Genomic DNA, 21881 nt, shown 5'->3' with positions numbered 1-21881 from the left:
CGTCGGCGATCTTTCGAAGCGCTTCGACGATGCGGATGCGCGAGGGGGTGGCCGGGGAGGTCGGCGCGCCCCTCAGGGGGAGCCCGGCGTCGCGCGTGCGATCACCGAGCCGCGGTCGATGTACGTGGGCGGGAGGAGGACGATGCGGGGCGTGTGCTCCGCTCCGTCGATCGCCTGGACCAGGAGGTCCACGGCGGCGGTGCACGATGCGTGGGCATCGAGCGGCATGGTGTCGAACGGCACGGCGAAGCGCGCCGTCGTGAAGCTGACGCCGGCGGCGATGACCGAGACGTCGCGGGGGACCTCGAGGCCGCGGGTGGCGAGGATCGCGGACAGCGACGAGGCCACGTCGGCGGTGGTGTTGAGCACGATCCCGTCGAGGCCGGGCAGCTGCTCGAGCAGGCGGCGCACGCTGCCGTCGGCGGTGTGGCCGTTGGGGTGCGTGACGGCGTGGCGGACGCCGCGCGCCTCGCACTGCGCGAGGAAGGCGTGGAGGAAGCGGATCGGGAAGTTCGAGCCGCGGGTCAGCGTCTCCTCGCGGTGCGAGATCAGGCCGATCTGCGTGTGGCCCGCGTCGACGAGGCGGTCGACGGCCTGACGTGCGGCGGCCTCGAAGTCGAGGTCGACGCACACGAGCCCCTCGGTGTCGGCGGGCACGCCGACGAACACCGTGGGGCAGGCGAGCTTGCGCGCCAGCGGGACCCGCGCATCGTCCACGTCGACGTCCAGGACGACGATCCCGTCGGCGAGCTGCGTCGCCGCCGAGCGGCGCATGCCCTCGAAGGCGTCGTCGTGGACCAGCAGGAGGGTGTCGTAGTTGTGCTCGCGGGCGACGCGGGTGGTCTGCATGGCGAAGGCCATGTGCGCGGCATCGTCGGTGTCGGGGTGCACGGGCTCGCTCACCGCGATGATGTGCGAGCGGTGCGCGGCGAGCATGCGGGCGCTCGCGTGGGGGAGGTAGCCGAGCTCGTCGGCCGCGGCGAGGACGCGGTCGCGGGTCTCGGCGGTGATCGAGCGCTTGCCGGACAGGGCGTACGAGACGGTGCTGATCGACACCCCCGCGGCCTGCGCCACGTCAGCGATCGTCGCCATCTCGACCTCGTCGTCTCGATCGGCCGGGGCTCCCTCCCGGCGTGGGTTGCGGGGGTGATCCCCGCGTGCGCCGCGACGGCTGTCGCCGGGTGGGTCCCGGTCTCGGCCGCCGCGGTCGAAGCGCTTCGACGCGCCGCGATGCCACGACGTTATGTTGCTCGCCGCAACAAAGCAAGCCGGGTTACCGAATCGTGACACTTCGGGGTGCAGCGGGTCGCGTCGCAGCGGCCGCCCGGCGTGTCAGCGGGAGATGCGGGGGCGGCTCAGCCCTGGTGCCAGGGGAGGCCGGCGCCCTTCCAGCCCTGCCAGCCGCGGTGGCCGTGCTCGTCGGTCGCACCCTCGAAGCCCTCGAGGATGTTGTACGCGGGGCCCAGTCCGGCCGCGGTCGCGACCTGCGCGGCCCCGATCGAACGCTGGCCCGAGCGGCACAGGAACACGATGGGCTGGCCCGGCTGCACGCCGGTCGCCTGGAGCTGCGCGAGGAAGTCGTCGTTGCGCGCCATCGCCGGGTAGGAGACCCACTCGATCAGCTCCGCCTTCTTGCCCAGGCTCGACGCGTCCGGGATGCCCACGTAGCGCCACTCGGCCTCGGTGCGGACGTCGACCAGCAGCGCGCCGGGCTCGTCCTCGAGCAGCTTCCAGGCCTCGTGCGGGGTCAGGTCTCCGGCGTAGCTCATCGTGATCCTCTCGGGTCGAGTTGGCACGAGTGTAGGTGGACGCGCCTAGGCTCGGAAACGAACGGGGAGGGCCCATGATCCGCATCCATCTCACGAGCGTGTTCGTCGACGACCAGGCGAAGGCGCAGGACTTCTACACCCGCGTGCTCGGCTTCGAGACGCGCCAGGACATCGACCTCGGCGGCGGGAACCGCTGGCTGACCGTCGGTGCCCCGGGGGACGATGCGGTCGAGCTGCTGCTCGAGCCGTCCGGTCATCGTGCGGTCGGGCCGTTCCGCGACGCCCTGCGCGAGGACGGGATCCCCGCCGCGCAGCTCGCGGCCGACGACGTGCGGGCGGAGCACGAGCGCCTCGTCGCCCTGGGCGTCGAGTTCACCATGCCGCCCACCGACATGGGGCCCGTGACCATCGCGGTGCTCGACGACACGTGCGGCAACCTCATCCAGCTCGCGCAGATGGCGGGCTGACGTCCCGGAGCGCGCTTACCCCTCCTCGGGGTGCGGCTTGTTCGGGCTCACCGGCGGGAGCGCCGACCACGGGAACGTGATCCACAGGTCCGTGCGCTTCCACACGTAGTCGGGGTCGATCACCGAGTGCGACTTCGCGTACAGCACCACGGTGCGCACCTCGCCGGCGTGCTGCTCCATGAGCGACTTCACGAGCGCGAGGGTCTCGCCGGTGTCCGCGACGTCGTCGGCGATCAGCACGCGCAGCCCCTTCATCGCGTCGGTGTCGAGCAGCGGCGGCAGCAGCACGGGTGCGGGGAGGCGCTCGTCGATGCCGGTGTAGAACTCGACGTTCAGCGTGCCGACGCCCTTGGTGCCGAGCGCGTACGAGATCGCCCCGCCGACCGGCAGCCCGCCGCGCGCGACCGCGACCACCACGTCGGGCTCGTAGCCGGAGTCGACGACCATCTGCGCGAGCTCGCGCGACGCCTCTCCATAGCCCTGCCAGGTGAGGATCTCGCGCTCGGGGGTCTGGTTCATGTCGTCTCCGCTCGGGTCCTGGTGAGGCGAGATTACCGGCGCGACCACCGCATCGTCCCCCCGTACCCTTGACCGATGGGCTTCTTCACCTCCGACGGCGACGCGCGCCGTTTCTACGAGGCCGACGCGTGGTTCCAGGCGTGGCTCGCCGCGAGCCCCAAGAGCGCCGACTACCTCGCGACCCAGCTGCGCAAGGCGACGGGCCACGACCTCCGGTTCACCCCCGCCGAGCTGCGCCCCACCATCGACTGGGTGACGCGCGACCTGCGCCGCGATCGCTCGGCCGTGAAGCCCGACTGGGCGTTCCGCTCCGACCTGGGCCGCGAGCTCACGATGCACGGCTCGGCGCTCATCGACGGCCTGCTCGTCTACGTGGGCGGCCTCGCCGACGACCACCAGCCGCTCACCTGGGGGCTCGACCGACGCGAGGGCTCGCCTACCTATCTCGACCCGGTGCTCGGCCCCGGCGGACCGCCGATCGCGCTGCTGCCGCACGCGGTCGCCGCGATGGGTCACGGGCGTGCCGCGTGGGACGGCATCGAGGACGTGCTGCGCTGGTTCGCCTCGCCGGGCGAGCTGTCCTACGAGGCCTTCGACACCCCCGGCGACGTCCGCGACTCCTTCATCCCCAAGGGCGGCCTCTTCAAGAAGGCGGTGCGCCCCACCGAGCTGCCGTCGGTCCCGCCTTCGGAGGCGCTCGGCCCCGAGGGTGAGGGCGACCCCGGCCTTGTGGTGAACGATGCGGGACCGGGCCACGCCCCGGGCACCCCGTCGGACGCGACGCACCATGCGATCGTCATGCTGGCCGCCGGCGCGATCGACGAGCCCGCGCTGCTGCGCTTCCTGCGCGGCTGCGACGCCGCGCCCGGCATCGCCCGTGTCGCATTCCGCAGCCACCACATCCTCGAGGTGTGGGCGCCCGGCCTGCTCACCGTCGAGGTGCTGTCCGAGCTCCGTCGCGCGGCCCGTGCCGAGCTGCCCGCGCGCGAGGACGATGCGCCGCTCACCGAGGACGACCGGCGCGGCCTGCTCCTGCGCGCGCCCTTCCTCGAGCGGCTCGGCCGGCACGACGACCTCGCGGTCCGCACGATCGAGGTCGACGGCTTCGATGCGACCATCACGGTGCAGACCCCGTGGCTCGACGACTACACGTACACCGTCGCGCTGCACCCGCGCGTGGTCGAGTCCCTCACGCAGGCGCGCATGCAGGCGGTCGCGGACGCGCTCGGGCTGCTGCCGGGCGTCGACCGCGTGCTGTGGGAGGACGCCGAGGGCGTGCACGTCCACGCGCCGGGCCTGCCGGCCGAGGAGCTCGCCGAGGCGGTCGCGGACGCGCTCGCGGCCTGACGCCCGCCTCCGCCCCACCCCGAACCCGCTGCGGGGAGCTCAGCGACGCTTCTCGGAGGTCTGCGACTCCTGCGGGGATCTGAGCGACCTCTGCCAGCGCTCGGACACCTCGCGCCGGTGCCCGATGGTGAGCACCAGGATGAGCAGCCGGCCGTCATCGATGGAGTAGATGACTCGGTAGTCGCCGACTCGCACGCGGAAGTAGTCGCTGCCGACCAATCGTCGAGACGCCGGCGGGCGGGGGTCGCGGGCGAGCAGCTCGATCGCCGCGTAGATGCGCGTCCGGTCGCGCGGGTCGATGCGGCGCAGCGCCTTCGAGGCTTGCGGGCGCGTCTCGACCCGGTAGATCATGACCAGCCGAGCTCGGCTTTGACCTGCTCCCACGGAATGTTGGGTCCGCCTTCGGCTAGGGAGGCATCCGCGGCCGCGATGTCCTCTGCGTCCTCGAGCGCCTCCACCATCCGCTCGTACATGTGAGGGCTGACGATCACGGCCTCGATGGCGCCCCGGCGTTCGAGGAAGATCGCCTGCTCCTGCGCGCGCTCGATCACGCTGCGGAGCTCCGCACGCGCTTGGGACACGGGAACGATCTCGCCCATGGATCAACTGTACGTTTCGGCCCCGACAACGTACAGAAGATGCTCCGACGCCGAGGCGCGCGCGCTCGAAACCCCTGGTGAACCCCGCGTCGAGGGTGCACAATCCCTCCATGGGGGCAACCGTCAAGGTGCGCGATGAGGCGCCGACCAGCAGGGCCGCGATCGTCGGACTCGTCGTGACGGGCGCGGTGATCGCGCTCGTGCTCATCGGCGTGGGGCTCGCGGGGCGCGCCTCCGGATCCGTCGAGTGGCGCGACGCGACGCTGCCGACCTACCCGGCCGCCGAGTGGGACGGGGAGGCGCTCCCGGTCGCGGAGGCGCTGACCCTCGACCCGGCCGTGTCCAACCGGCTGTGCCCCAGTGCCACGGCCGTCGATGGCGGCGGCACGGTCGCCGTGATCGTGGCCGACTCGTGGCGCGGCGTCTGGCCGCTCACTACCGGCTTCGTCGCCGAGGAGCCCGTGCCTCGCCTCCTCGGCGGGCCCGACGGCGCGGCCCTCGAGGCCCGACGCGGCGGCGCCAGCGAGATCGTGGTCGCGGGCCGCCTCCTCGACCCGTCGCGCCCGGACGATGCGTCGCTCACGGAGGCCTGGACGTCCCTCTGCGGCGACGCGGCCGCCTTCGTGCAGGCCGCGCCCGACGGGCTCGGCGGCGGCGAGATCGGCATCGAGGGATGAGCGCACCCGTCGATCGGCCGCGCGACTCTGCGCCGTTCAGGAAGGGGGCTCCCACCAGGCGCGCCGCGCTCGCGGGCATCGTCCTCGCCGCCGTCGCGCTCGCCGCCGTGGGCGTCGCCGCGGTCTGGGAGCGCCCGGCGCGGGTGCCCACCTACGAGGCCTCCGCGTGGACCGGAGACGCCGTGGCGGTCGCCGACTACGCGCAGGTCGCCCCGCACGGGCTCTTCGCGGCCTGTCCGACCGCGACCCTCGGCGACGGCTCGACCGCGGGCCTGCTGCTCGTCGACGGGTGGAGCGCGGCGATCCCCGGCATCGGGGTGGGAGGCGGCGGCTCCGTCGCGTACCTGCGTGGTCCCGACGGGCTGGCGCTGCCCGACGGCTTCGACCTCGGCGGCGAGCCGATCATGGGCCGCGTGCTCGAGGCCGCGGACCCCGCCGACCGGTCGCTCGCGGAGTCGTGGACCGCGGCGTGCGGCGAGGTCGACGCCGTCGTCCTCGTGGCACCCGGCTCGTCCGTGCACTTCCCGACGCTCATGAACTGACCCGCCCCCGGACAGCCCGCACGGCTGGGGTCCCGACACGCCGCGCGGAACCCGCGCATCGTCCCGTTTCACCCGCGTGTCGGGGCGAGATCCGTGCGGAGTGTCGCGAGGGGAGGCCGCCGGTAGGATTGCCGGGTAATCGCCGGCTCTCAGAGGACGACATGACCGACGCGCTCCAGCCCACCGCAGCCCAGCTCGACACCGTCTCGTACGCGTCGAAGACCCCGGACCAGGAGCAGCCCTGGGGCGAGCTCGGTCTCAAGCACGACGAGTATCAGCGCATCCGCGACCTGCTCGGCCGCCGTCCCACCAATGCGGAGCTCGCGATGTACTCCGTCATGTGGTCGGAGCACTGCTCGTACAAGTCCTCCAAGGTGCACCTGCGCCAGTTCGGCGACAAGACCACGCCGGAGATGAAGGAGCGGCTGATGGTCGGCATCGGCGAGAACGCCGGCGTCGTGGACATCGGCGACGGCTGGGCCGTCACCTTCAAGGTCGAGTCGCACAACCACCCGTCCTTCGTCGAGCCGTACCAGGGCGCCGCGACCGGCGTCGGCGGCATCGTCCGCGACATCCTCGCGATGGGCGCCCGCCCGGTCGCCGCGATGGACGAGCTCCGCTTCGGCGCCATCGACCACCCCGACACCGCGCGCGTGGTCCACGGCGTCGTCTCCGGCGTCGGCGGCTACGGCAACTCGCTCGGCCTGCCCAACATCGGCGGCGGCGCGCGCTTCGACTCCTGCTACCAGGGCAACCCGCTCGTCAACGCGCTCTGCGTGGGCGCGATGAAGCACGAGGACATCCACCTCGCCTCCGCCGAGGGCGTGGGCAACAAGGTCGTCCTGTTCGGCGCCCGCACCGGCGGCGACGGCATCGGCGGCGCGAGCATCCTCGCGTCCGAGACCTTCGAGGACGGCGTCCCCGCGAAGCGCCCGTCCGTCCAGGTGGGCGACCCCTTCATGGAGAAGGTGCTCATCGAGTGCTGCCTCGAGCTCTTCGCCGCGGACGTGGTCCAGGGCATCCAGGACCTCGGCGCCGCGGGCATCTCCTGCGCGACCTCCGAGCTCGCGTCGAACGGCTCGGGCGGCATGCACGTGTGGCTCGACGACGTCCTGCTGCGCGACCCCACCCTGAACGCCGGCGAGATCCTCATGTCGGAGTCGCAGGAGCGCATGATGGCGGTCGTCACGCCCGAGAAGCTCGACCAGTTCCTCGAGATCACCGGCAGGTGGGACATCGAGTCCGCCGTCGTGGGCGAGGTCAACGACTCGGGTCGCCTCACCATCGACCACCACGGCCAGCGCATCGTCGACGTCGACCCCCGCACGGTCGCGCACGACGGCCCGGTCTACAACCGCCCGTTCCACCGCCCCGCGTGGATGGACGGCCTCCAGGCCGACCGCTTCGCGATCCCGCTGCCCGCGGACGCGGCCGAGATGAAGCGCGCGTTCATGCTGCTGCTGTCGAGCCCGAACATGTCGTCGCGCGAGTGGATCACGAACCAGTACGACCGCTACGTCCAGGGCAACACCGCCGCGTCGCGCCCCGACACCGCGGGGGTCATCCGGATCGACGAGGCCACCGGCCGCGGCGTCGCGATCGCGACGCGGAGCAACGACCGCTTCACCAAGCTCGACCCGTACGAGGGTGCCCGCCAGTCGGTCGCGGCGGCCTTCCGCGGCGTCGCCATCACCGGCGCCGAGCCCACCGCCGTGACCGACGGCCTCAACTTCGGCTCGCCCGAGGACCCCGACTCGATGTGGCAGTTCGCCGAGGCCATCCGTGGCCTCGCCGACGCGTGCCAGGAGCTCGGCGTGCCGGTCACCGGCGGCAACGTGTCGCTCTACAACGGCACCGGCGAGCCCGGCAGGATCGACTCCTCGATCAACCCCACCGCGATCGTCGGCATCCTCGGCATCCTCGACGACGTCGCCCGCGCGACCCCGTCGGGCTGGCGCGAGGACGGCCAGCTGCTGTTCCTCGTCGGCTCGACGCGTGCGGAGCTCGACGGCTCCGAGCTCGCCGCCACCGCGGGCCACCTCGGTGGCACGCCTCCGCAGCTCGACCTCGCGTGGGAGAAGGAGCTCGCGGAGATCCTCATCGCGTGCTCGCGCGACGGCCTGATCGACGCGGCCCGCGACGTCTCCGAGGGCGGCCTCGCCGCCGCCGCGGCCTACGGGTCGCTGCGCTACGGCGTCGGGGCGCGCATCGTCCTCGACGAGGTCTGCGAGCGCGACGGGCTCACCCCCGCGGAGGCGTTCTTCTCCGAGTCGCAGGGCCGCGCGCTCCTCACGGTCCCGCGCACCGAGGAGCCCCGCCTGGTCGCCATGCTCGAGGCCCGCGGCGTGCCGTTCGCCCGCGTGGGCGTCACCGGTGGCGACGCGCTCGAGGTCCAGGGCCAGTTCGAGGTGCCGGTCGCCGAGCTCACCGAGGCCTGGGAGGCGCCGCTTCCCACCCGCTTCGCCTGATCCACGCCCTGCGTGAGCAGGGACGATGCGAACGCCCGGCCTGGTTTCAGGCCGGGCGTTCCGCGTTCTCCACACGGGGGTTGACGGACCCTCGCCTCCACGTACAATTTTCTGTACGTGGAAGGGTGGATCATGAAGACTATGTCGTACTCGGAGTCGCGCAAGAACTACGCGAGCGTCCTCGACTCGGTCGTCGACGATCGCGAGGAGGTAGTCGTCACGCGCGCCGGCCACGAGCCCGTAGTGATCGTCTCTCTCGATGACTACGAGTCGCTCAAGGAGACCGCCTATCTGCTGCAGAACCCGGCGAACGCACGCAGGCTGCTGAGTGCGATCGAGGAGCTCGAGGCGGGACGCGGCGAGGTCCACGAGCTCCTCGAATGATGCTCGTGTGGCAGACCCGCGCCTGGGACGACTATGTCCACTGGCAGGAGCAGGAACGCAAGGTCCTGCGGCGGATCAACACGCTTCTCCGGGACATCGTCCGCGGTGCCGCCGACGGGACCCCGCATGAGGGAATCGGCAAGCCCGAACAGTTGAAGCACGGCCTGCACGGCTACTGGTCCCGCCGCATCACCGACGAGCATCGCCTCGTCTACAAGGTCGTCGGCGACGAGGTGCGCATCGCGGCGTGCCGCTTCCACTACACCGACTGAATACGCTGTCCCCATGCCTCCCCGCCGCCGCATCCCCGCCGCCGCCGGCCGCGAATCCGTCCGCCAGTGGGAGCTCCTCAGCGACGTGGGCAACGTCGAGCCCGGCATGACCGCGATGGCCGTGCGCTTCAGCCTCGAGGAGCTCGCCGCGGTCGCGCCCGGCCGCTCCCTCGAGGTGCGTGTGCCCCCATTCGGCGCGGTCCAGGCCGTCGAGGGCTCCGTCCACCGCCGCGGCACGCCGCCCGCGGTGGTCGAGATGGCGCCCGAGGTCTGGCTGGGTCTGGTCACGGGTCGCCTGCGCTGGGACGATGCGGTGGCGCAGGGCCGCGTCGACGCGTCGGGCGAGCGGTCGGACCTGTCGGCGCTGCTGCCGCTCGCGCTGTAGGTCGGCGTTCCGCACGCTCGCGCTCCTCGCTGCGTCCCTGTCGGGCGCGCTCGCGTGCACGTCGTGTCCGCGAATTTCAGGAATCGCTTGAACAGCCTCGCCGGAGGGGCGGATCCGCTGCCCGTCGCGAGGCCTGTTCACGCCTGCGTTGAAATACGCGGACACGAAGTGCGCGCCCGCGCCTGCTCCCGCAGGAGGTGCCGGATCACTGCACACCGTCCTTCTCGGCCTCGCGCAGCTGTTCCGCCGGACTCGACGCATCGGCCCGGATCCGGACCAGCGCGGCGAGCCCGGACGCGAGCGCCACCGCGACCGCGACCAGCCCGATCAGTGCGCCCCATGGCGCCTGCGCGAGGTCGAAGCCGAGGTTCCACAGTCGGACGCCCCACCCGCCCGCGCCGTTGAGCGCCGACATCCCGAGCCCGAGCGCCGTCCCCGCGGCGAGCCCGAGCGCCGCCCCCACCGCCGTCACCAGTCCGGACTCGAGGGCCGCGGCGGCGCGCATCGTGCCGGCCCGCGCGCCGAGCGCGACGAGCGTCGCGTGCTCGCGCGCCCGCAGCCGTTGACTGGCGGCGGCCAGGGCGACCACGATCGCGACCGCCCCGAGCAGGAAGGGGCCCGCCACGAGGGCGAGGCTCGACGCGTCCGCCCAGGGATCGCCCTCGACGTAGCCGCGTTCGGGATAGCTGACGACCGCCGAGCCGAGGTCGTGCGCGGCGAGTGCGGCGGCGGCATCGGAGCCGTAGATGAGCATCGCCGACGTGGGCGCATCTCCGAGGACGCCTTCCGCCCAGTCGCGGTCGATGCCGCTGAAGGGCGCGGCCACCGAGGGCCAGTCGGCCGCGACCTGCAGGTCGCCGATGATGAGGACGTCGTAGCCGGTCCCGATCGCGACGGCGCCGTCGAGGTACGTCGGTCGCAGCCCGCGCGGGTCGAGGCCGTCGAGCGCATCGCGGTCCACGGCGAACACGGTGTCGATGCCGCGGTCGACGCCCACCGTGAGGACGGCTGCCGGCACGACCACGACGGCGGGATCCGCCTCGAGCTCCGCGATGATCACCGGGTCGAGCGCGGGCGCCCAGCCCGGGGAGGGCTGATCGGCGACGGGGCGGCCGGACTCGATCACGGGCACGCTCGCGACGATGGCGTCGGGAGCGAGCTCGTTCGCGAGCGCGTTCCGTGCGGTGTTGGCGTTGAGGGCCAGGCTCGCACCGGTCGCGACGGCGACGACGAGCCCGATCGCGCCGAGCGCCGCGCCGCGCAGGGGCGTGCGCCGCATGAGGGAGTCAGCCGCGAGAGACGATGCGCTCGCGGGGGAAGCGGCCCGGTCGAGCACCCGTGCGATCCCACGGAGGATCGCGAGACCGAGGCGGGAACCCCACCGGACCAGCAGCGCGGGGACCGCCACGTAGTAGCCCAGCGCGCTCACGAGGAACAGCACCAGCGTCCACGGCATCGCCACGTCGCCCGGCCAGCCCGTGACGGACATCGCGAGCGTCGGCAGGGCGAGGGCGCCGGCCGCCCACGGCCACCGCTCGCGGCGCGCGCGCGGCGCGGACTCCACGGACCGCCTCGCCGACGCATCGTCGCGCGTGTCGCGCGTCGCCCATGCGGCCGCCATGAGCCAGCCGCCGGCGGCGCCGAGCACGAGCGCGAGCCAGAACCACGCGAGCGTGCCGAGCGCGCCCCAGTAGGGGGAGCCGGGGCCGAACCCCTGGCTCGCCTGGCGGACGACCGAGCCCGCGACGAGCGCCGCGCCGCCCCACGCGGCGCCGGAGGTTGCGCCGAGCAGCGCCTCGGCGCGCACGAGCGAGCCGCGGGACTGGCCGAGCGCCCGCCTCGAGGCGAGCTCGGCGCGCCGGGTCACGAGGTGCGCGGCGCGGAGCGTCCCGGCGACCGTGGTGAGCACCACGGCGATGAAGGGCACCGCATAGGGCCCGAGCATCGTGAGCGAGGTGAGGCTGGAGTAGTCCAGGCCCGAGTCGGGCATCCAGACCGGCTCGACCGCCAGGCCCAGGGTCACGCCGCTCACGGCGACCGCGATCTCCGCCAGGCGCCTCATCGCTCCACCCCCGCCAGCGCGTCGAGCCCGGCCAGCACGGCCTCGGGCGTCGGATCCGTCACGTGCCCCGCGACCTTGCCGTCCGCGAACAGCAGCACCCGGCCCGCGTACGACGCCGCGGTCGGGTCGTGCGTCACCATCACCACCGACTGCCCGAGCTCCCGGCACGACTGCCGCAGGTGCGCGAGGATCTCCGCGCTCGCGTGCGTGTCGAGGTTGCCCGTCGGCTCGTCGGCCAGGACGATGCGCGGGCGGGTGATGAGCGCCCGGGCGATGGCGACGCGCTGCTGCTGGCCGCCCGACATCTCGTAGGGGCGGCGGTCGAGCTCGCGCCCGATGCCCAGCATCTCCACCAGGGAGGCGAGCCACGCGTCGTCCGCGGGCAGCGCGTTGAGCCGGAGCGGCAGCACGATGTTCTCCCGCGCCGTCATCGTCTGCAGCAGGTTGAAGCCCTGGAAGACGAAGCCGACGATGCGCCCGCGCACCTTCGCGAGCTGCCCTTCCCTCATCGCGGTGATCTCGTCCTCGCCCACCCACACCTGCCCGGTGTCGGGCCGGTCGAGCCCCGCGAGCAGATGGACCAGCGTGGTCTTGCCCGAGCCCGACGGCCCCATCACGGCGGTGAGCACCCCCGTCGGGATGTCGAGGTCGACGTGGTCGACGGCGGTGACCGCGGCGTCGCCCGCGCCGTAGGTCTTGGTCAGCCCTCGCGCCCTCAGCGCGAGCGGCAGGTCCCCCCTGGTATCCATGCGGGAGAAACTATCGGCGCTCGCCAGGCCCGCGCATCGTCCCCGCGTCTCGAATCGGGGTGATACCCAGGTATGACGGGTCAGCCACCGTCGGGATCCACGTACTGCCCGACGAACAGGATCGCGTCCGACGTCGTGTCGCGGATGACGTAGAGGAACGGCCGGTCCGCGATGATCTCCGCGTCGAACTCCGGCGGAGCGGCGCCGGCCGCGCCCTCGACCACCGTCGCGGCGGCGGCCTCGGTGCCGTCCTCGTCGACGATGACCTTGGTGGCGTGGACGGCGGCGCCGACCTCCAGCTCGGGGCCGATCCCGTCGAGCCCGATGGTGCCGAACAGCCCGTCGACCCCCATGCCCGTGCCGATGACTTCTCGCAGGTCGACGCTGGACTCGGACGCGAAACGAGGCATGCGCACGTACACGTGACCCGGTGCGCGGGCGTCGTCGAGCGCGGCCAGCGCCACTCCGTCGAGCCCGTCCCGGACCGCCACGAACTCGCCCTCGTGCGGCACGACCAGCGTCATCTCGAGGTCGCCCACGTAGGGCAGCACCGCGGCGTCGTAGCCCTCGGCCTGGACGTAGTCGACGTCCGCTCCCACCGCCATGAGATCCACGGTGGCGCGGCCGCCGTCGAGGAGGGTGAAGCGCTCTGGGTGGGTGCCGGCCTCGAAGAACGGCGCCCACCACTGCGCCTTGAGGTAGACCGTGTTGACCAGGATGAAGCGGGTGTCCTCGTTGGGGATGCTCTGCGGCATCACCCGGGGGATCAGGCCCGCGGTGCGGTCCTTGACCCACCCGTCGATGACCTCGCGCGAGCCGGCGGGATCCTCGAGCAGCGGCAGGCTCTGCGTCTCCGCGCCGAACCACGTCCGGACAGTGTCGACGTAGCCCGGGTCGGGGGTGAACGTGTCCTCGAACCACGCCGAGCTGGCGATCCGGACGATGGGCAGGTCCACCGGCTCGCCGTCGGTCGTCAGCCCTCCCTCTCCGGCCTCGCTCGCCACGGTCAGGCCGAGCGAGTTGAAGGCGCTCAGCAGCGACTCGCCCTCGGCCGGGTAGGCGAACAGCTCGTCGAGTGCCGCGTCGACCGGTCCCGAGGCCCCGGCGCCGACCATGCCGAACGCGAGCCCGATCGACACGGGCGAGAGCGCCAGGTTCTCGTCCCCGGCGGCGACGCGGAAGATGCTCAACCCGGTCTCGTTGAGGGACGCGGCGAGCGGCACCGCCGCGGCCGGGGTGGGCGCGGGCCTGTCGAACGTGGGTGCCGGGTCGGGCACCGGCACGGAGGTGGCGGGAGCGGTCATGCACCCAGCCAACAGGAGCCCTCCGACAGCGACCCCGATCGCGCCCTTCGCTCCGCCAGCATGCACCGCACACCCCCTTGTTCGAAGACCGCCTCAGCCGAGCGGTCTCACCAGCCCCGCCTCGTATGCCATCACCACCGCCTGCACCCGGTCCCGCGCGCCGAGCTTCGCGAGCACGCGCCCCACATGCGTCTTCACCGTCGGCTCGGCGAGGTGGAGCTCGCCACAGATCTCCTGGTTCGACAGCCCGCGTGCCATGAGCAGCAGCACCTCGCGCTCGCGGTCGGTGAGGGCGGCCAACCGCACGTCGTCCACCGGGTCCGGCAGCGCCGCGACCCGCGCGAGCAGCCGCCGCGTCGACGAGGGCGCGATCACCGCATCCCCTGCGTGCACCGTGCGCACCGCCCCGAGCAGGTCCTCGGGCGGGGCGTCCTTGAGCAGGAAGCCCGAGGCCCCGGCCCTGATCGCGGCAACGACGTACTCGTCGAGGTCGAAGGTCGTGAGGATGATTACCTTCGTGGGGGACGATGCGGTGATGGCCTGGCAGGCCGCGATCCCGTCGGTCCCGGGCATGCGGACGTCGACGAGCGCGACGTCGGCGGGCGGGGCGAGCGAGGCGAGCGTGTCGATCGCGTCCGCGCCGTCGCCGGCCTCGGCCACGACGGTCATGTCGTCCTGCGAGTCGACCACCATGCGGAAGCCGGCGCGGATGAGCTGCTGGTCGTCGACGAGCGCGACCCGGATCATGCGTCCTCCATCTGAGGCGAGGTACGGGGTGTCAGGGGTAGGCGGGCGCGCACGAGGAAGCCGCCGCCCGCGCGCGGGCCAGCGGTGAGCATGCCGCCGAAGACGGTCGCGCGCTCGGCCATGCCGGCGATCCCCAGCCCGGCGCCGTCCCCGCGGGCGGCGGCACCCCGGCCGTCGTCGGAGACGGCGAGGGCCAGCGCATCGTCCTCCCATCGCAGCTGGACGAACGCGGTCGCCCGCGGCCCGGCATGCTTGAGGACGTTGGTGAGGGCCTCCTGGACGATGCGGTACGCGGCGAGCCCGGCGCCGATGGGCAGCGGCCGCGGGGTGCCGGTGGTGACGTACGAGACCTCGAGCCCGCCCTCGCGCATCGACGCGACCAGGGCGGGGATGTCGGCGAGCGAGGGCTGCGGGCCGAGCGCGGCGTCGCCGTCGCCGTCCCGGAGGACCCCGAGCAGCGCGCGCATCTCGGCGAGCGCCGAGCGGCCGACGTCGGCGATCGTGTCGAGGCTCGTCAGCGCGGCGGCCGGATCGGTGCGGCCGGCGAAGCGGCCGCCGTCCGCCTGCGCGACCACCACGGAGAGGGTGTGGGCGACCACGTCGTGCATCTCGCGGGCGATCCGCGCGCGCTCGTTCGAGGCGGCGAGGGCGAGGGCCGCGGCACCCTCCTGCGTCCGCTCCTCGGCGAGCGCGCGGGCGCGGCGCCGCTCGACCGCCAGCCGGGCGCCCAGCACCGCCGCGAGCGCTCCCGCGGCGAGCGCGAGCACCGCGAGCCCCCAGGTCATGGCGCTCACTGTACGGCCTCGCCCCATCTGCGAGGGAGAGCGCTCTCACAGAGCCCCACGCGAGGGCCCGCGCGCCGCATCGTCCCAGGTCACGCGGGAGTAACGATTGAGGGGCACACCGGTAACCCCGGTTGCGGCACCGTGGCGCGGGGGACTACGTTCGGCTGTAAGCGCTTGCGTCGATGGGGATGCGGTCTCTTCGTCGTCTCGGGCGCGGCTCCGTGCGTGCCGTCGTCAGCGGTACGCACGGGCGCAGCTCAACGAAGAGGAGGCGCATTACCCATGAACCGACGTTTCATCCTGCCGGTCACCGCGCTCGCGGTGGGCGGCCTTGTCCTCGCCGGGTGTTCCGGCGGATCCGACAGTGAGAGCTCCGGAGATGCCTCCGGCGGCGCGATGGCCGAGGGCTGCGAGGCCTATGCGGACTACGGCACCTTCGACGGCGAGTCCGTCGAGATCTACGGCACCCAGGTGGATTTGGAGGCGGACCGCCTCGTCGAGTCGTGGGCCGATTTCGAGGAGTGCACCGGCATCACGGTGGACTGGATCGGCAACCAGGAGTTCGAGACGCAGATGAACGTCCGCGTCGAGGCCGGCGATCCGCCGGACCTGGCGATCTTCCCGCAGCCCGGTCTGGCTGCCCGCTTCATCAACGGTGGCTCCGTGGTTCCTGCCCCGGAGAGCGTCGAGGCGAATGTCGACGAGTTCTGGACCGAGAGCTGGAAGGAGTACGGCACGGTCGACGGCACCTTCTACGCCGCGCCGCTCATGGCGAGCGTCAAGGGCTGGATCTGGTACTCGCCCACCGAGTTCGCCGAGAAGGGCTACGAGGTCCCCGAGACGTGGGACGACATGATGACCCTGACGGCGCAGATGGCCGACGACGGTGCGGACAACACGCAGTACCGCCCGTGGTGCATCGGCTTCGAGTCCGGCGAGGCGACCGGCTGGCCCGGCACCGACTGGATCGAGGACATCGTGCTCCGCCAGCAGGGTGCGGAGACGTACGACGCGTGGGTCGCGGGAGACGTGAAGTTCTCCGACCCCGAGATCCAGACCGCCTTCGACACCTTCGGTGACATCGCGCTCAACGCGGACTACGTCAACGGCGGCATCGGCGGTCCCGAGACGATCGCCTCGACGGCCTTCGGCGATGCAGGCCTGCCGATCCTCGACGGCAACTGCTCGCTCCACCACCAGGCCTCGTTCTACGAGGGCTTCTGGCCCGAGGGCACCGTGGTGGCCGAGGACGGCGACATCTGGGCCTTCATCACCCCGAAGGTCAACGCCGACGACCCGGACGCCGTGACCGGCGGTGGCGAGTTCATCACGGCCTTCAACGACAACCCGGCGACGGTCGCCTTCCAGACGTTCCTCTCGAGCGACGACTGGGCGAACATCCGCGTGAGCCTGGGCGGCGTCATCTCCGCGAACCAGGGCCTCGACCCGGCGAACGCGAGCTCCGCGCTCATGACCGCCGCCGTCGAGCTCCTGCAGAGCGAGGACACGCTGTTCAAGTTCGACGGCGCCGACCTCATGCCGGCCGAGGTGGGTTCCGCCTCGTTCTGGACCGGCATCACCGACTGGGTCCAGGGGACCAAGTCCACGGAGGAGGTCACGTCCTTCATCGACGGGACCTGGCCCTCGTCCTGATGTCAACCGCGATGCGCCGACCGGGTGATCCCCGGTCGGCGCATCGCGCCATCGAAGGGAGTGGGCAATGATGACGGTCCACGCAGGTCTGGTCGCAGGGGCGCTCCGCACGGAGAGCTTCTGGGCCGAGCAGAGCCCCAAGCTCGGCTTCGCCGCGATCGCGATCGTGGTGTTCCTCGCGGTCATGGGTCTGGTGATGTTCCTCGCCGACAACGCGCCGAAGAAGGGCCGCGACGTGGTCCAGCTGCTGCTGTTCGTGCTGCCGGCGATGCTGCTGCTCGCCGCGGGCATGATCTGGCCCGCGATCTCGACCATCTGGCAGTCGGTGACCACGAAGGCGGGCGAGTTCGTGGGACTCGACAACTTCGTCACGATCTTCACCGACCCGACCGGGCAGGTGGTGCTGCGCAACACCCTCATCTGGGTGGTGTTCGTGCCGACGATCTCGACGGTGGTCGGACTCGCCTACGCGCTGTTCATCGACCGCGCCAAGGGCGAGAAGATCCTCAAGTCGCTGGTGTTCATGCCCATGGCGATCTCGTTCGTGGGTGCCTCGATCATCTGGGGCTTCATGTACACGTACCGGTCGGAGGGCTTCCCGCAGATCGGCCTCCTCAACCAGATCCTCGTCTGGCTCGGAATGTCCCCGTACCAGTTCGTCGAGACGCCGCCGTGGAACACGTTCTTCCTGCTGGTCGTCATGGCGTGGATCCAGACCGGATTCGCGATGGTCGTGCTGTCCGCCGCGATCAAGGGCGTCCCCGCGGAGATCGTCGAGGCAGCCGAGCTCGACGGCGCGAGCGCATGGGAGCGGTTCCTCCATGTGACGTTGCCGTGGATCCGCGGCTCGCTCGTGGTGGTGGTCACCACGATCACGATCTCGACGTTGAAGGTCTTCGACATCGTCCGCACCATGACCGGTGGCCAGTACAACACGTCGGTCGTCGCGAACGAGATGTATACGAGAGCCTTCCGGCTGGGCCAGCCTGAGATCGGTGCCGCACTCGCGGTGGTGCTGTTCATCCTGGTGCTGCCCATCGTCATCTACAACATCCGAGTCCTGCGCCAGCACAAGGAGACGCACTGATGAGCGCCGCGATCGCACCCGAGCCCGTGGTCGACGAGCCGACCGGCTCCTCGGGGGGCAAGACCAAGCGGGTCAAGAAGCGTCTGACCTCGCGCACCGCGACTTTCTTCGCGATCGTCATCGCGACGCTGTGGACCATCCCGACCTTCGGCCTGTTCGTCTCGTCCTTCCGTCCCGACACGGACATCGCGAACTCGGGCTGGTGGACCATCATCACCAACCCGAGCTTCACGCTCGACAACTACGTGGCGGTGTTCTCAGAGTCCGGGGCCTCGTCCGCGAGCCTCGGCACCTACTTCATCAACTCGATCGTCATCACGCTGCCCGCGACCGTGTTCCCCATCACGCTCGCGCTGATGGCGGCGTACGCCTTCGCGTGGATCCCGTTCAAGGGCTCGTCGTGGCTGTTCGTGCTGGTGTTCGCGCTGCAGATCGTGCCGCTGCAGATGGCGCTGATCCCGCTGCTGAAGATCTTCAACTACCCGTGGCTCGACATCGGGGGCACGTTCCCGGCGGTGTGGATAGCCCACACGATCTTCGCGCTGCCGCTCGAGATCTTCCTGCTGCACAACTTCATCTCGGAGATCCCGCGCGACGTGATGGAGGCGGCCAAGGTCGACGGCGCCAACCACGCGCAGATCTTCCGCCGCGTGGTGATCCCGCTCTCGGTCCCCGCGATCGCCTCGGTCGCGATCTTCCAGTTCCTGTGGGTGTGGAACGACCTGCTCGTGGCGCTGGTCTTCTCCGGCGGCACCGTGAGAACAGCGCCGGTGACACAGCGCATCGCGGAGTTCGCGGGTACCCGAGGAAACGACTGGGAGCTGCTCACCGCGGCCGCCTTCGTCGGCACCATCGTGCCGCTCATCGTGTTCTTCTCGCTGCAGCGGTACTTTGTCCGCGGTCTGCTCGCCGGCTCCACGAAGGGGTGACCCGGGGCCGACGAGCACGAGGGGGGACCGGGGAGAGGCCGGGGGTCGCACAGGCCCCCGGCCTCGTCTCGTGTCGGGACGATGCGCGGGCGTCCCTGCGGCGCGGGGGCCGGGCCGGTCCAGGCAGCCGAGCCGCACCCGCGGGCCGTTCGTGGCCCGGACGGGCACCGCCTAGAATTGGCGCGTGAGCGACCTCCCTCCGCACGAGAGCGCGTCCGACGTCCCCGAGCCCCCGCCCGAGGACCTCGCCAGCGTGGCCATCCCCGCGACCGTGCGCCGGTCGCCGCGCTTCGGGAGCTTCATCGGCACCGGCGTGGGCGCGGGCATCCTCGTCGCCGCGGTCCTCGCGACCTTCCTTCCCAACTCGACCGGCGTGGGACGCTTCCTGGTGTTCCTCGTCCTGGCGCTCGGGCTGTGCCTGCTCGGCGCCGTGGTCGGCGGCGCGGTGGCCACGAGCCTCGACCGCGCATCGTCCCCCCGAACGGAGCCCGGCCGATGACCCAGCGACGCCCCGACGGCACGCCCCTCACCGCGCGGCGCGGCGGCGACGGCCGCCTCAACCACGACCTCATGCCGGGCGAGAGCACCCCCCAGGACGAGTGCGGCGTCTTCGGCGTCTTCGGCCCCGGTGAGGAGGTCGCCAAGCTTGCGTACTTCGGGCTGTACGCGCTTCAGCACCGCGGCCAGGAGTCCGCGGGCATCGCCACCTCGAACGGCGACAACATCCTCGTGTTCAAGGACATGGGCCTGGTGTCGCAGGTGTTCGACGAGGGCGCGCTCGAGGCGCTCCAGGGCCACATGGCCGTGGGCCACACGCGCTACTCGACCACCGGCGCATCGGTGTGGGCCAACGCGCAGCCCACGCTCGGCCCCACCGCGCACGGCACCATCGCGCTGGGCCACAACGGCAACCTCACCAACGTGCAGGAGCTGCTCGACCTGCTGATCGCGCGCGAGGGCATGGCCAAGCGGCTCGACCTCAAGGGCGGCAAGTGCACGGACACGGCGATCGTGACCGCGCTGCTCGGCGCCGAGGGCTTCGACTCGCTCGAGGACGTCGCGATGGACCTGCTGCCGCAGGTCGAGGGCGCCTTCTCGTTCGTGTGGATGGACGAGCACCGCATGTACGCCGCGCGCGACCCGCAGGGCTTCCGTCCGCTGGTGCTCGGCCAGCTCAAGAGCGGCGGCTGGGTGATCGCCTCGGAGACGGCGGCGCTCGACATCGTGGGCGCGCGCCTCGAGCGCGAGGTCGAGCCGGGCGAGCTCCTCGTCATCGACGAGACGGGCGTGCGCACGCGCCGCTTCGCGGAGGCCGACCCGAAGGGCTGCATCTTCGAGTACGTCTACCTCGCCCGCCCCGACACCACGATCGCGGGCCGCTCGGTGCAGGCCGCGCGCCTCGCGATGGGCCGCACGCTCGCGAAGGAGCACCCGGTCGAGGCCGACCTGGTCATCCCGGTGCCCGAGTCCGGCACGCCCGCCGCGGTCGGCTACGCGCAGGCCTCCGGGATCCCGTTCGCCCAGGGCCTGGTGAAGAACTCGTACGTGGGACGCACGTTCATCCAGCCGTCGCAGACCCTGCGCCAGCTCGGCATCCGCCTCAAGCTCAACCCGCTGCGCGAGGTCATCGCAGGCAAGCGCCTCATCGTGGTCGACGACTCGATCGTGCGCGGCAACACGCAGCGCGCGCTCGTCGCGATGCTGCGCGAGGCGGGAGCCGCCGAGGTGCACGTCCGCATCTCCTCGCCGCCGGTCCAGTGGCCGTGCTTCTACGGCATCGACTTCCCCACGCGCGACGAGCTCGCGGCCGTGGGGCACACCATGGAGGAGGTCCGCCGCCAGATCGACGCGGACTCCCTCGGCCACATCTCGCTCCAGGGCATGCTCGAGGCGACCGAGCAGGCCGAGTCCCGCCTGTGCACCGCCTGCTTCACCGGCACCTACCCGGTCGAGCCGCCCGTCAACGCCCGACACCTGCTGGTGTCGCAGCCCGTGGAGGTCTCCTCGTGAGCTCTGTCCCGTCCGAAGGCATCACCTACGCCGCGGCCGGCGTCGACACCGAGGCCGGCGACAAGGCCGTCGAGCTGATGAAGTCGGCCGTGGCGCGCACGCACGGCCCCGAGGTGCTCGGCGGCGTGGGCGCGTTCGCGGGCCTCTTCGACGCCTCCGCGCTGAAGGCGTACGACCGCCCGCTGCTCGCCTCGTCCACCGACGGCGTGGGCACCAAGATCGTCATCGCCCGCGCCCTCGACGTCCACGACACGATCGGTCAGGACCTCGTCGCGATGGTCGTCGACGACATCGTCGTGTGCGGCGCGAAGCCCCTGGTGATGACCGACTACATCGCGTGCGGCCGCGTGGTCCCCGAGCGCATCGCGGACATCGTGCGCGGCATCGCGGAGGGTTGCGAGATGGCCGGCGTCGCGCTCGTCGGCGGCGAGACCGCCGAGCACCCGGGCGTGATGGAGCCGGACGACTACGACGTCGCGGGCGCCGCCATCGGCGTGGTGGAGGCCTCGCGCCTGCTGGGGCCGGAGCGGGTCCGCTCCGGCGACGTCGTGGTCGCCATGGCGTCCTCCGGTCTGCACTCGAACGGGTACTCGCTCGTCCGTCGTGTGGTCGAGCACGCCGGGTGGTCGCTGTCGACCGCGATCCCGGAGCTGGGGCGCACCGTGGGCGAGGAGCTGCTCGAGCCCACCCGCATCTACTCGCAGCTGTGCGTCTCGCTCGCCGAGTCGTTCGAGGGGCTGCGCGCCTTCTCGCACGTCACCGGCGGCGGTCTCGCGGCCAACCTCGCGCGCGTGCTGCCCAAGGGCCTGGCGGCCTCCGTCGCGCGCGACGCCTGGGATCTGCCGGCCGTGTTCTCGGTGGTCCAGGCCGCCGGCGCGGTGCCGTGGAACGACCTGGAGTCGACGCTGAACATGGGCGTGGGCATGGTCGCCGTGGTCGACCCCGCCGAGGCGGATGCGCTCATCGCGGCCTCCGCCGCCGCGGGCGTGCCCGCGTGGACGCTCGGCACCGTGGGCGCGGATGCCGGCCTGCCGACGGGCCCGGACGTGGTCCGCGGCGCCAAGGGCGTCGACGGCGGCACCGTGGTCATGTCGGGCGCGTACCGGGCCTCCTGAGCCCGCCCGCC

At 72.1% G+C, this 21881-nt stretch carries 24 protein-coding genes; 14 read left to right on the top strand and 10 right to left on the bottom strand.

What is annotated here, in order from left to right; genetic code table 11:
- Positions 1-72: 72 nt before the first annotated feature.
- Both QQX09_RS08800 and QQX09_RS08795 read right to left on the bottom strand, forming a co-directional pair.
- Positions 73-1092 (bottom strand): LacI family DNA-binding transcriptional regulator, encoded by a 1020-nt coding sequence (locus QQX09_RS08800; RefSeq protein WP_301133579.1) that lies wholly within the window; start codon positions 1090-1092, stop codon positions 73-75.
- A gap of 263 nt (positions 1093-1355) precedes the next feature.
- On the bottom strand, positions 1356-1769 hold the full coding sequence (locus QQX09_RS08795) for a rhodanese-like domain-containing protein (protein WP_301133577.1): 414 nt from the start codon (positions 1767-1769) through the stop codon (positions 1356-1358).
- 74 nt (positions 1770-1843) lie between these two features.
- Between QQX09_RS08795 and QQX09_RS08790 the strand changes: the two genes are divergently transcribed.
- Positions 1844-2236, top strand: coding sequence for a VOC family protein (locus tag QQX09_RS08790; protein WP_301133575.1), 393 nt, complete (start codon positions 1844-1846; stop codon positions 2234-2236).
- A 15-nt stretch (positions 2237-2251) separates the two neighbouring features.
- On the opposite strand, the gene QQX09_RS08785 is transcribed toward QQX09_RS08790, so the two are convergent.
- On the bottom strand, positions 2252-2755 hold the full coding sequence (locus QQX09_RS08785; RefSeq protein ID WP_301133573.1) for a phosphoribosyltransferase: 504 nt from the start codon (positions 2753-2755) through the stop codon (positions 2252-2254).
- Positions 2756-2830: 75 nt separating this feature from the next.
- Between QQX09_RS08785 and QQX09_RS08780 the strand changes: the two genes are divergently transcribed.
- Positions 2831-4102 carry a hypothetical protein gene (locus QQX09_RS08780; protein WP_301133572.1) on the top strand — a complete coding sequence of 424 codons (1272 nt, stop codon included), beginning with the start codon at positions 2831-2833 and terminating at the stop codon, positions 4100-4102.
- A gap of 39 nt (positions 4103-4141) precedes the next feature.
- Here the strand turns inward: QQX09_RS08780 and QQX09_RS08775 are convergent, their stop codons facing one another.
- On the bottom strand, positions 4142-4453 hold the full coding sequence (locus tag QQX09_RS08775) for a type II toxin-antitoxin system RelE family toxin (RefSeq protein WP_301133571.1): 312 nt from the start codon (positions 4451-4453) through the stop codon (positions 4142-4144).
- Complete coding sequence (locus QQX09_RS08770) at positions 4450-4701, bottom strand: type II toxin-antitoxin system Phd/YefM family antitoxin (RefSeq protein WP_301133568.1); 252 nt, start codon at positions 4699-4701, stop codon at positions 4450-4452. The genes QQX09_RS08775 and QQX09_RS08770 overlap by 4 nt, the downstream gene beginning before the upstream one ends.
- A 110-nt stretch (positions 4702-4811) precedes the next feature.
- Between QQX09_RS08770 and QQX09_RS08765 the strand changes: the two genes are divergently transcribed.
- From QQX09_RS08765 to QQX09_RS08740, 6 genes are all read left to right on the top strand, one after another.
- Positions 4812-5378, top strand: a complete 567-nt coding sequence (locus tag QQX09_RS08765; RefSeq protein ID WP_301133566.1) for a hypothetical protein — start codon at positions 4812-4814, stop codon at positions 5376-5378.
- Positions 5375-5920, top strand: a complete 546-nt coding sequence (locus tag QQX09_RS08760; RefSeq protein ID WP_301133564.1) for a hypothetical protein — start codon at positions 5375-5377, stop codon at positions 5918-5920. Before QQX09_RS08765 ends, QQX09_RS08760 begins: the two co-directional genes overlap by 4 nt.
- Before the next feature lie 161 nt (positions 5921-6081).
- The gene (gene purL / locus QQX09_RS08755; RefSeq protein WP_301133562.1) at positions 6082-8388 is read left to right on the top strand and encodes a phosphoribosylformylglycinamidine synthase subunit PurL; all 2307 of its coding nucleotides are present in this window, start codon (positions 6082-6084) and stop codon (positions 8386-8388) included.
- A 132-nt stretch (positions 8389-8520) separates the two neighbouring features.
- Positions 8521-8772: a type II toxin-antitoxin system Phd/YefM family antitoxin gene (locus QQX09_RS08750; protein WP_301133560.1), complete on the top strand. Its 252-nt coding sequence runs from the start codon at positions 8521-8523 to the stop codon at positions 8770-8772.
- Positions 8769-9044 (top strand): Txe/YoeB family addiction module toxin, encoded by a 276-nt coding sequence (locus QQX09_RS08745; protein ID WP_301133558.1) that lies wholly within the window; start codon positions 8769-8771, stop codon positions 9042-9044. The genes QQX09_RS08750 and QQX09_RS08745 overlap by 4 nt, the downstream gene beginning before the upstream one ends.
- A 13-nt stretch (positions 9045-9057) precedes the next feature.
- Positions 9058-9429: a sterol carrier family protein gene (locus QQX09_RS08740; protein WP_301133556.1), complete on the top strand. Its 372-nt coding sequence runs from the start codon at positions 9058-9060 to the stop codon at positions 9427-9429.
- Between the two features lie 205 nt (positions 9430-9634).
- Here QQX09_RS08740 and QQX09_RS08735 read toward each other — a convergent pair whose 3' ends face one another.
- From QQX09_RS08735 to QQX09_RS08715, 5 genes are all read right to left on the bottom strand, one after another.
- The gene (locus QQX09_RS08735) at positions 9635-11491 is read right to left on the bottom strand and encodes an FtsX-like permease family protein (protein WP_301133554.1); all 1857 of its coding nucleotides are present in this window, start codon (positions 11489-11491) and stop codon (positions 9635-9637) included.
- Positions 11488-12240 (bottom strand): ABC transporter ATP-binding protein, encoded by a 753-nt coding sequence (locus QQX09_RS08730; protein ID WP_301133552.1) that lies wholly within the window; start codon positions 12238-12240, stop codon positions 11488-11490. Before QQX09_RS08730 ends, QQX09_RS08735 begins: the two co-directional genes overlap by 4 nt.
- An 80-nt stretch (positions 12241-12320) precedes the next feature.
- Entirely contained in the window at positions 12321-13544 is a 1224-nt protein-coding gene (locus QQX09_RS08725; RefSeq protein WP_301133550.1) for a serpin family protein, read from the bottom strand.
- Positions 13545-13637: 93 nt separating this feature from the next.
- Positions 13638-14291, bottom strand: a complete 654-nt coding sequence (locus QQX09_RS08720) for a response regulator (protein WP_301133548.1) — start codon at positions 14289-14291, stop codon at positions 13638-13640.
- Positions 14288-15076: a sensor histidine kinase gene (locus QQX09_RS08715; protein ID WP_301133545.1), complete on the bottom strand. Its 789-nt coding sequence runs from the start codon at positions 15074-15076 to the stop codon at positions 14288-14290. Before QQX09_RS08715 ends, QQX09_RS08720 begins: the two co-directional genes overlap by 4 nt.
- Before the next feature lie 282 nt (positions 15077-15358).
- Between QQX09_RS08715 and QQX09_RS08710 the strand changes: the two genes are divergently transcribed.
- The 6 genes from QQX09_RS08710 (at position 15359) to purM (ending at position 21870) form a co-directional block, all read left to right on the top strand.
- Positions 15359-16729: an ABC transporter substrate-binding protein gene (locus QQX09_RS08710; RefSeq protein ID WP_301133543.1), complete on the top strand. Its 1371-nt coding sequence runs from the start codon at positions 15359-15361 to the stop codon at positions 16727-16729.
- A 184-nt stretch (positions 16730-16913) separates the two neighbouring features.
- Positions 16914-17816 (top strand): carbohydrate ABC transporter permease, encoded by a 903-nt coding sequence (locus QQX09_RS08705; protein ID WP_301133970.1) that lies wholly within the window; start codon positions 16914-16916, stop codon positions 17814-17816.
- A complete protein-coding gene (locus QQX09_RS08700; RefSeq protein WP_301133540.1) occupies positions 17816-18745 on the top strand; it encodes a carbohydrate ABC transporter permease in 930 nt (309 codons plus the stop codon). Before QQX09_RS08705 ends, QQX09_RS08700 begins: the two co-directional genes overlap by 1 nt.
- Positions 18746-18929: 184 nt before the next feature.
- Positions 18930-19244 carry a hypothetical protein gene (locus tag QQX09_RS08695; RefSeq protein ID WP_301133533.1) on the top strand — a complete coding sequence of 105 codons (315 nt, stop codon included), beginning with the start codon at positions 18930-18932 and terminating at the stop codon, positions 19242-19244.
- On the top strand, positions 19241-20755 hold the full coding sequence (gene purF / locus QQX09_RS08690) for an amidophosphoribosyltransferase (RefSeq protein ID WP_301133530.1): 1515 nt from the start codon (positions 19241-19243) through the stop codon (positions 20753-20755). Before QQX09_RS08695 ends, purF begins: the two co-directional genes overlap by 4 nt.
- Entirely contained in the window at positions 20752-21870 is a 1119-nt protein-coding gene (purM, locus tag QQX09_RS08685; RefSeq protein ID WP_301133528.1) for a phosphoribosylformylglycinamidine cyclo-ligase, read from the top strand. The genes purF and purM overlap by 4 nt, the downstream gene beginning before the upstream one ends.
- Positions 21871-21881 lie beyond the last annotated feature (11 nt).

Origin of the sequence: Demequina litoralis, from assembly GCF_030418455.1 — a bacterium.
Taxonomy (GTDB): domain Bacteria; phylum Actinomycetota; class Actinomycetes; order Actinomycetales; family Demequinaceae; genus Demequina; species Demequina litoralis.
This window is presented reverse-complemented; position numbering and strand designations above follow the sequence as displayed.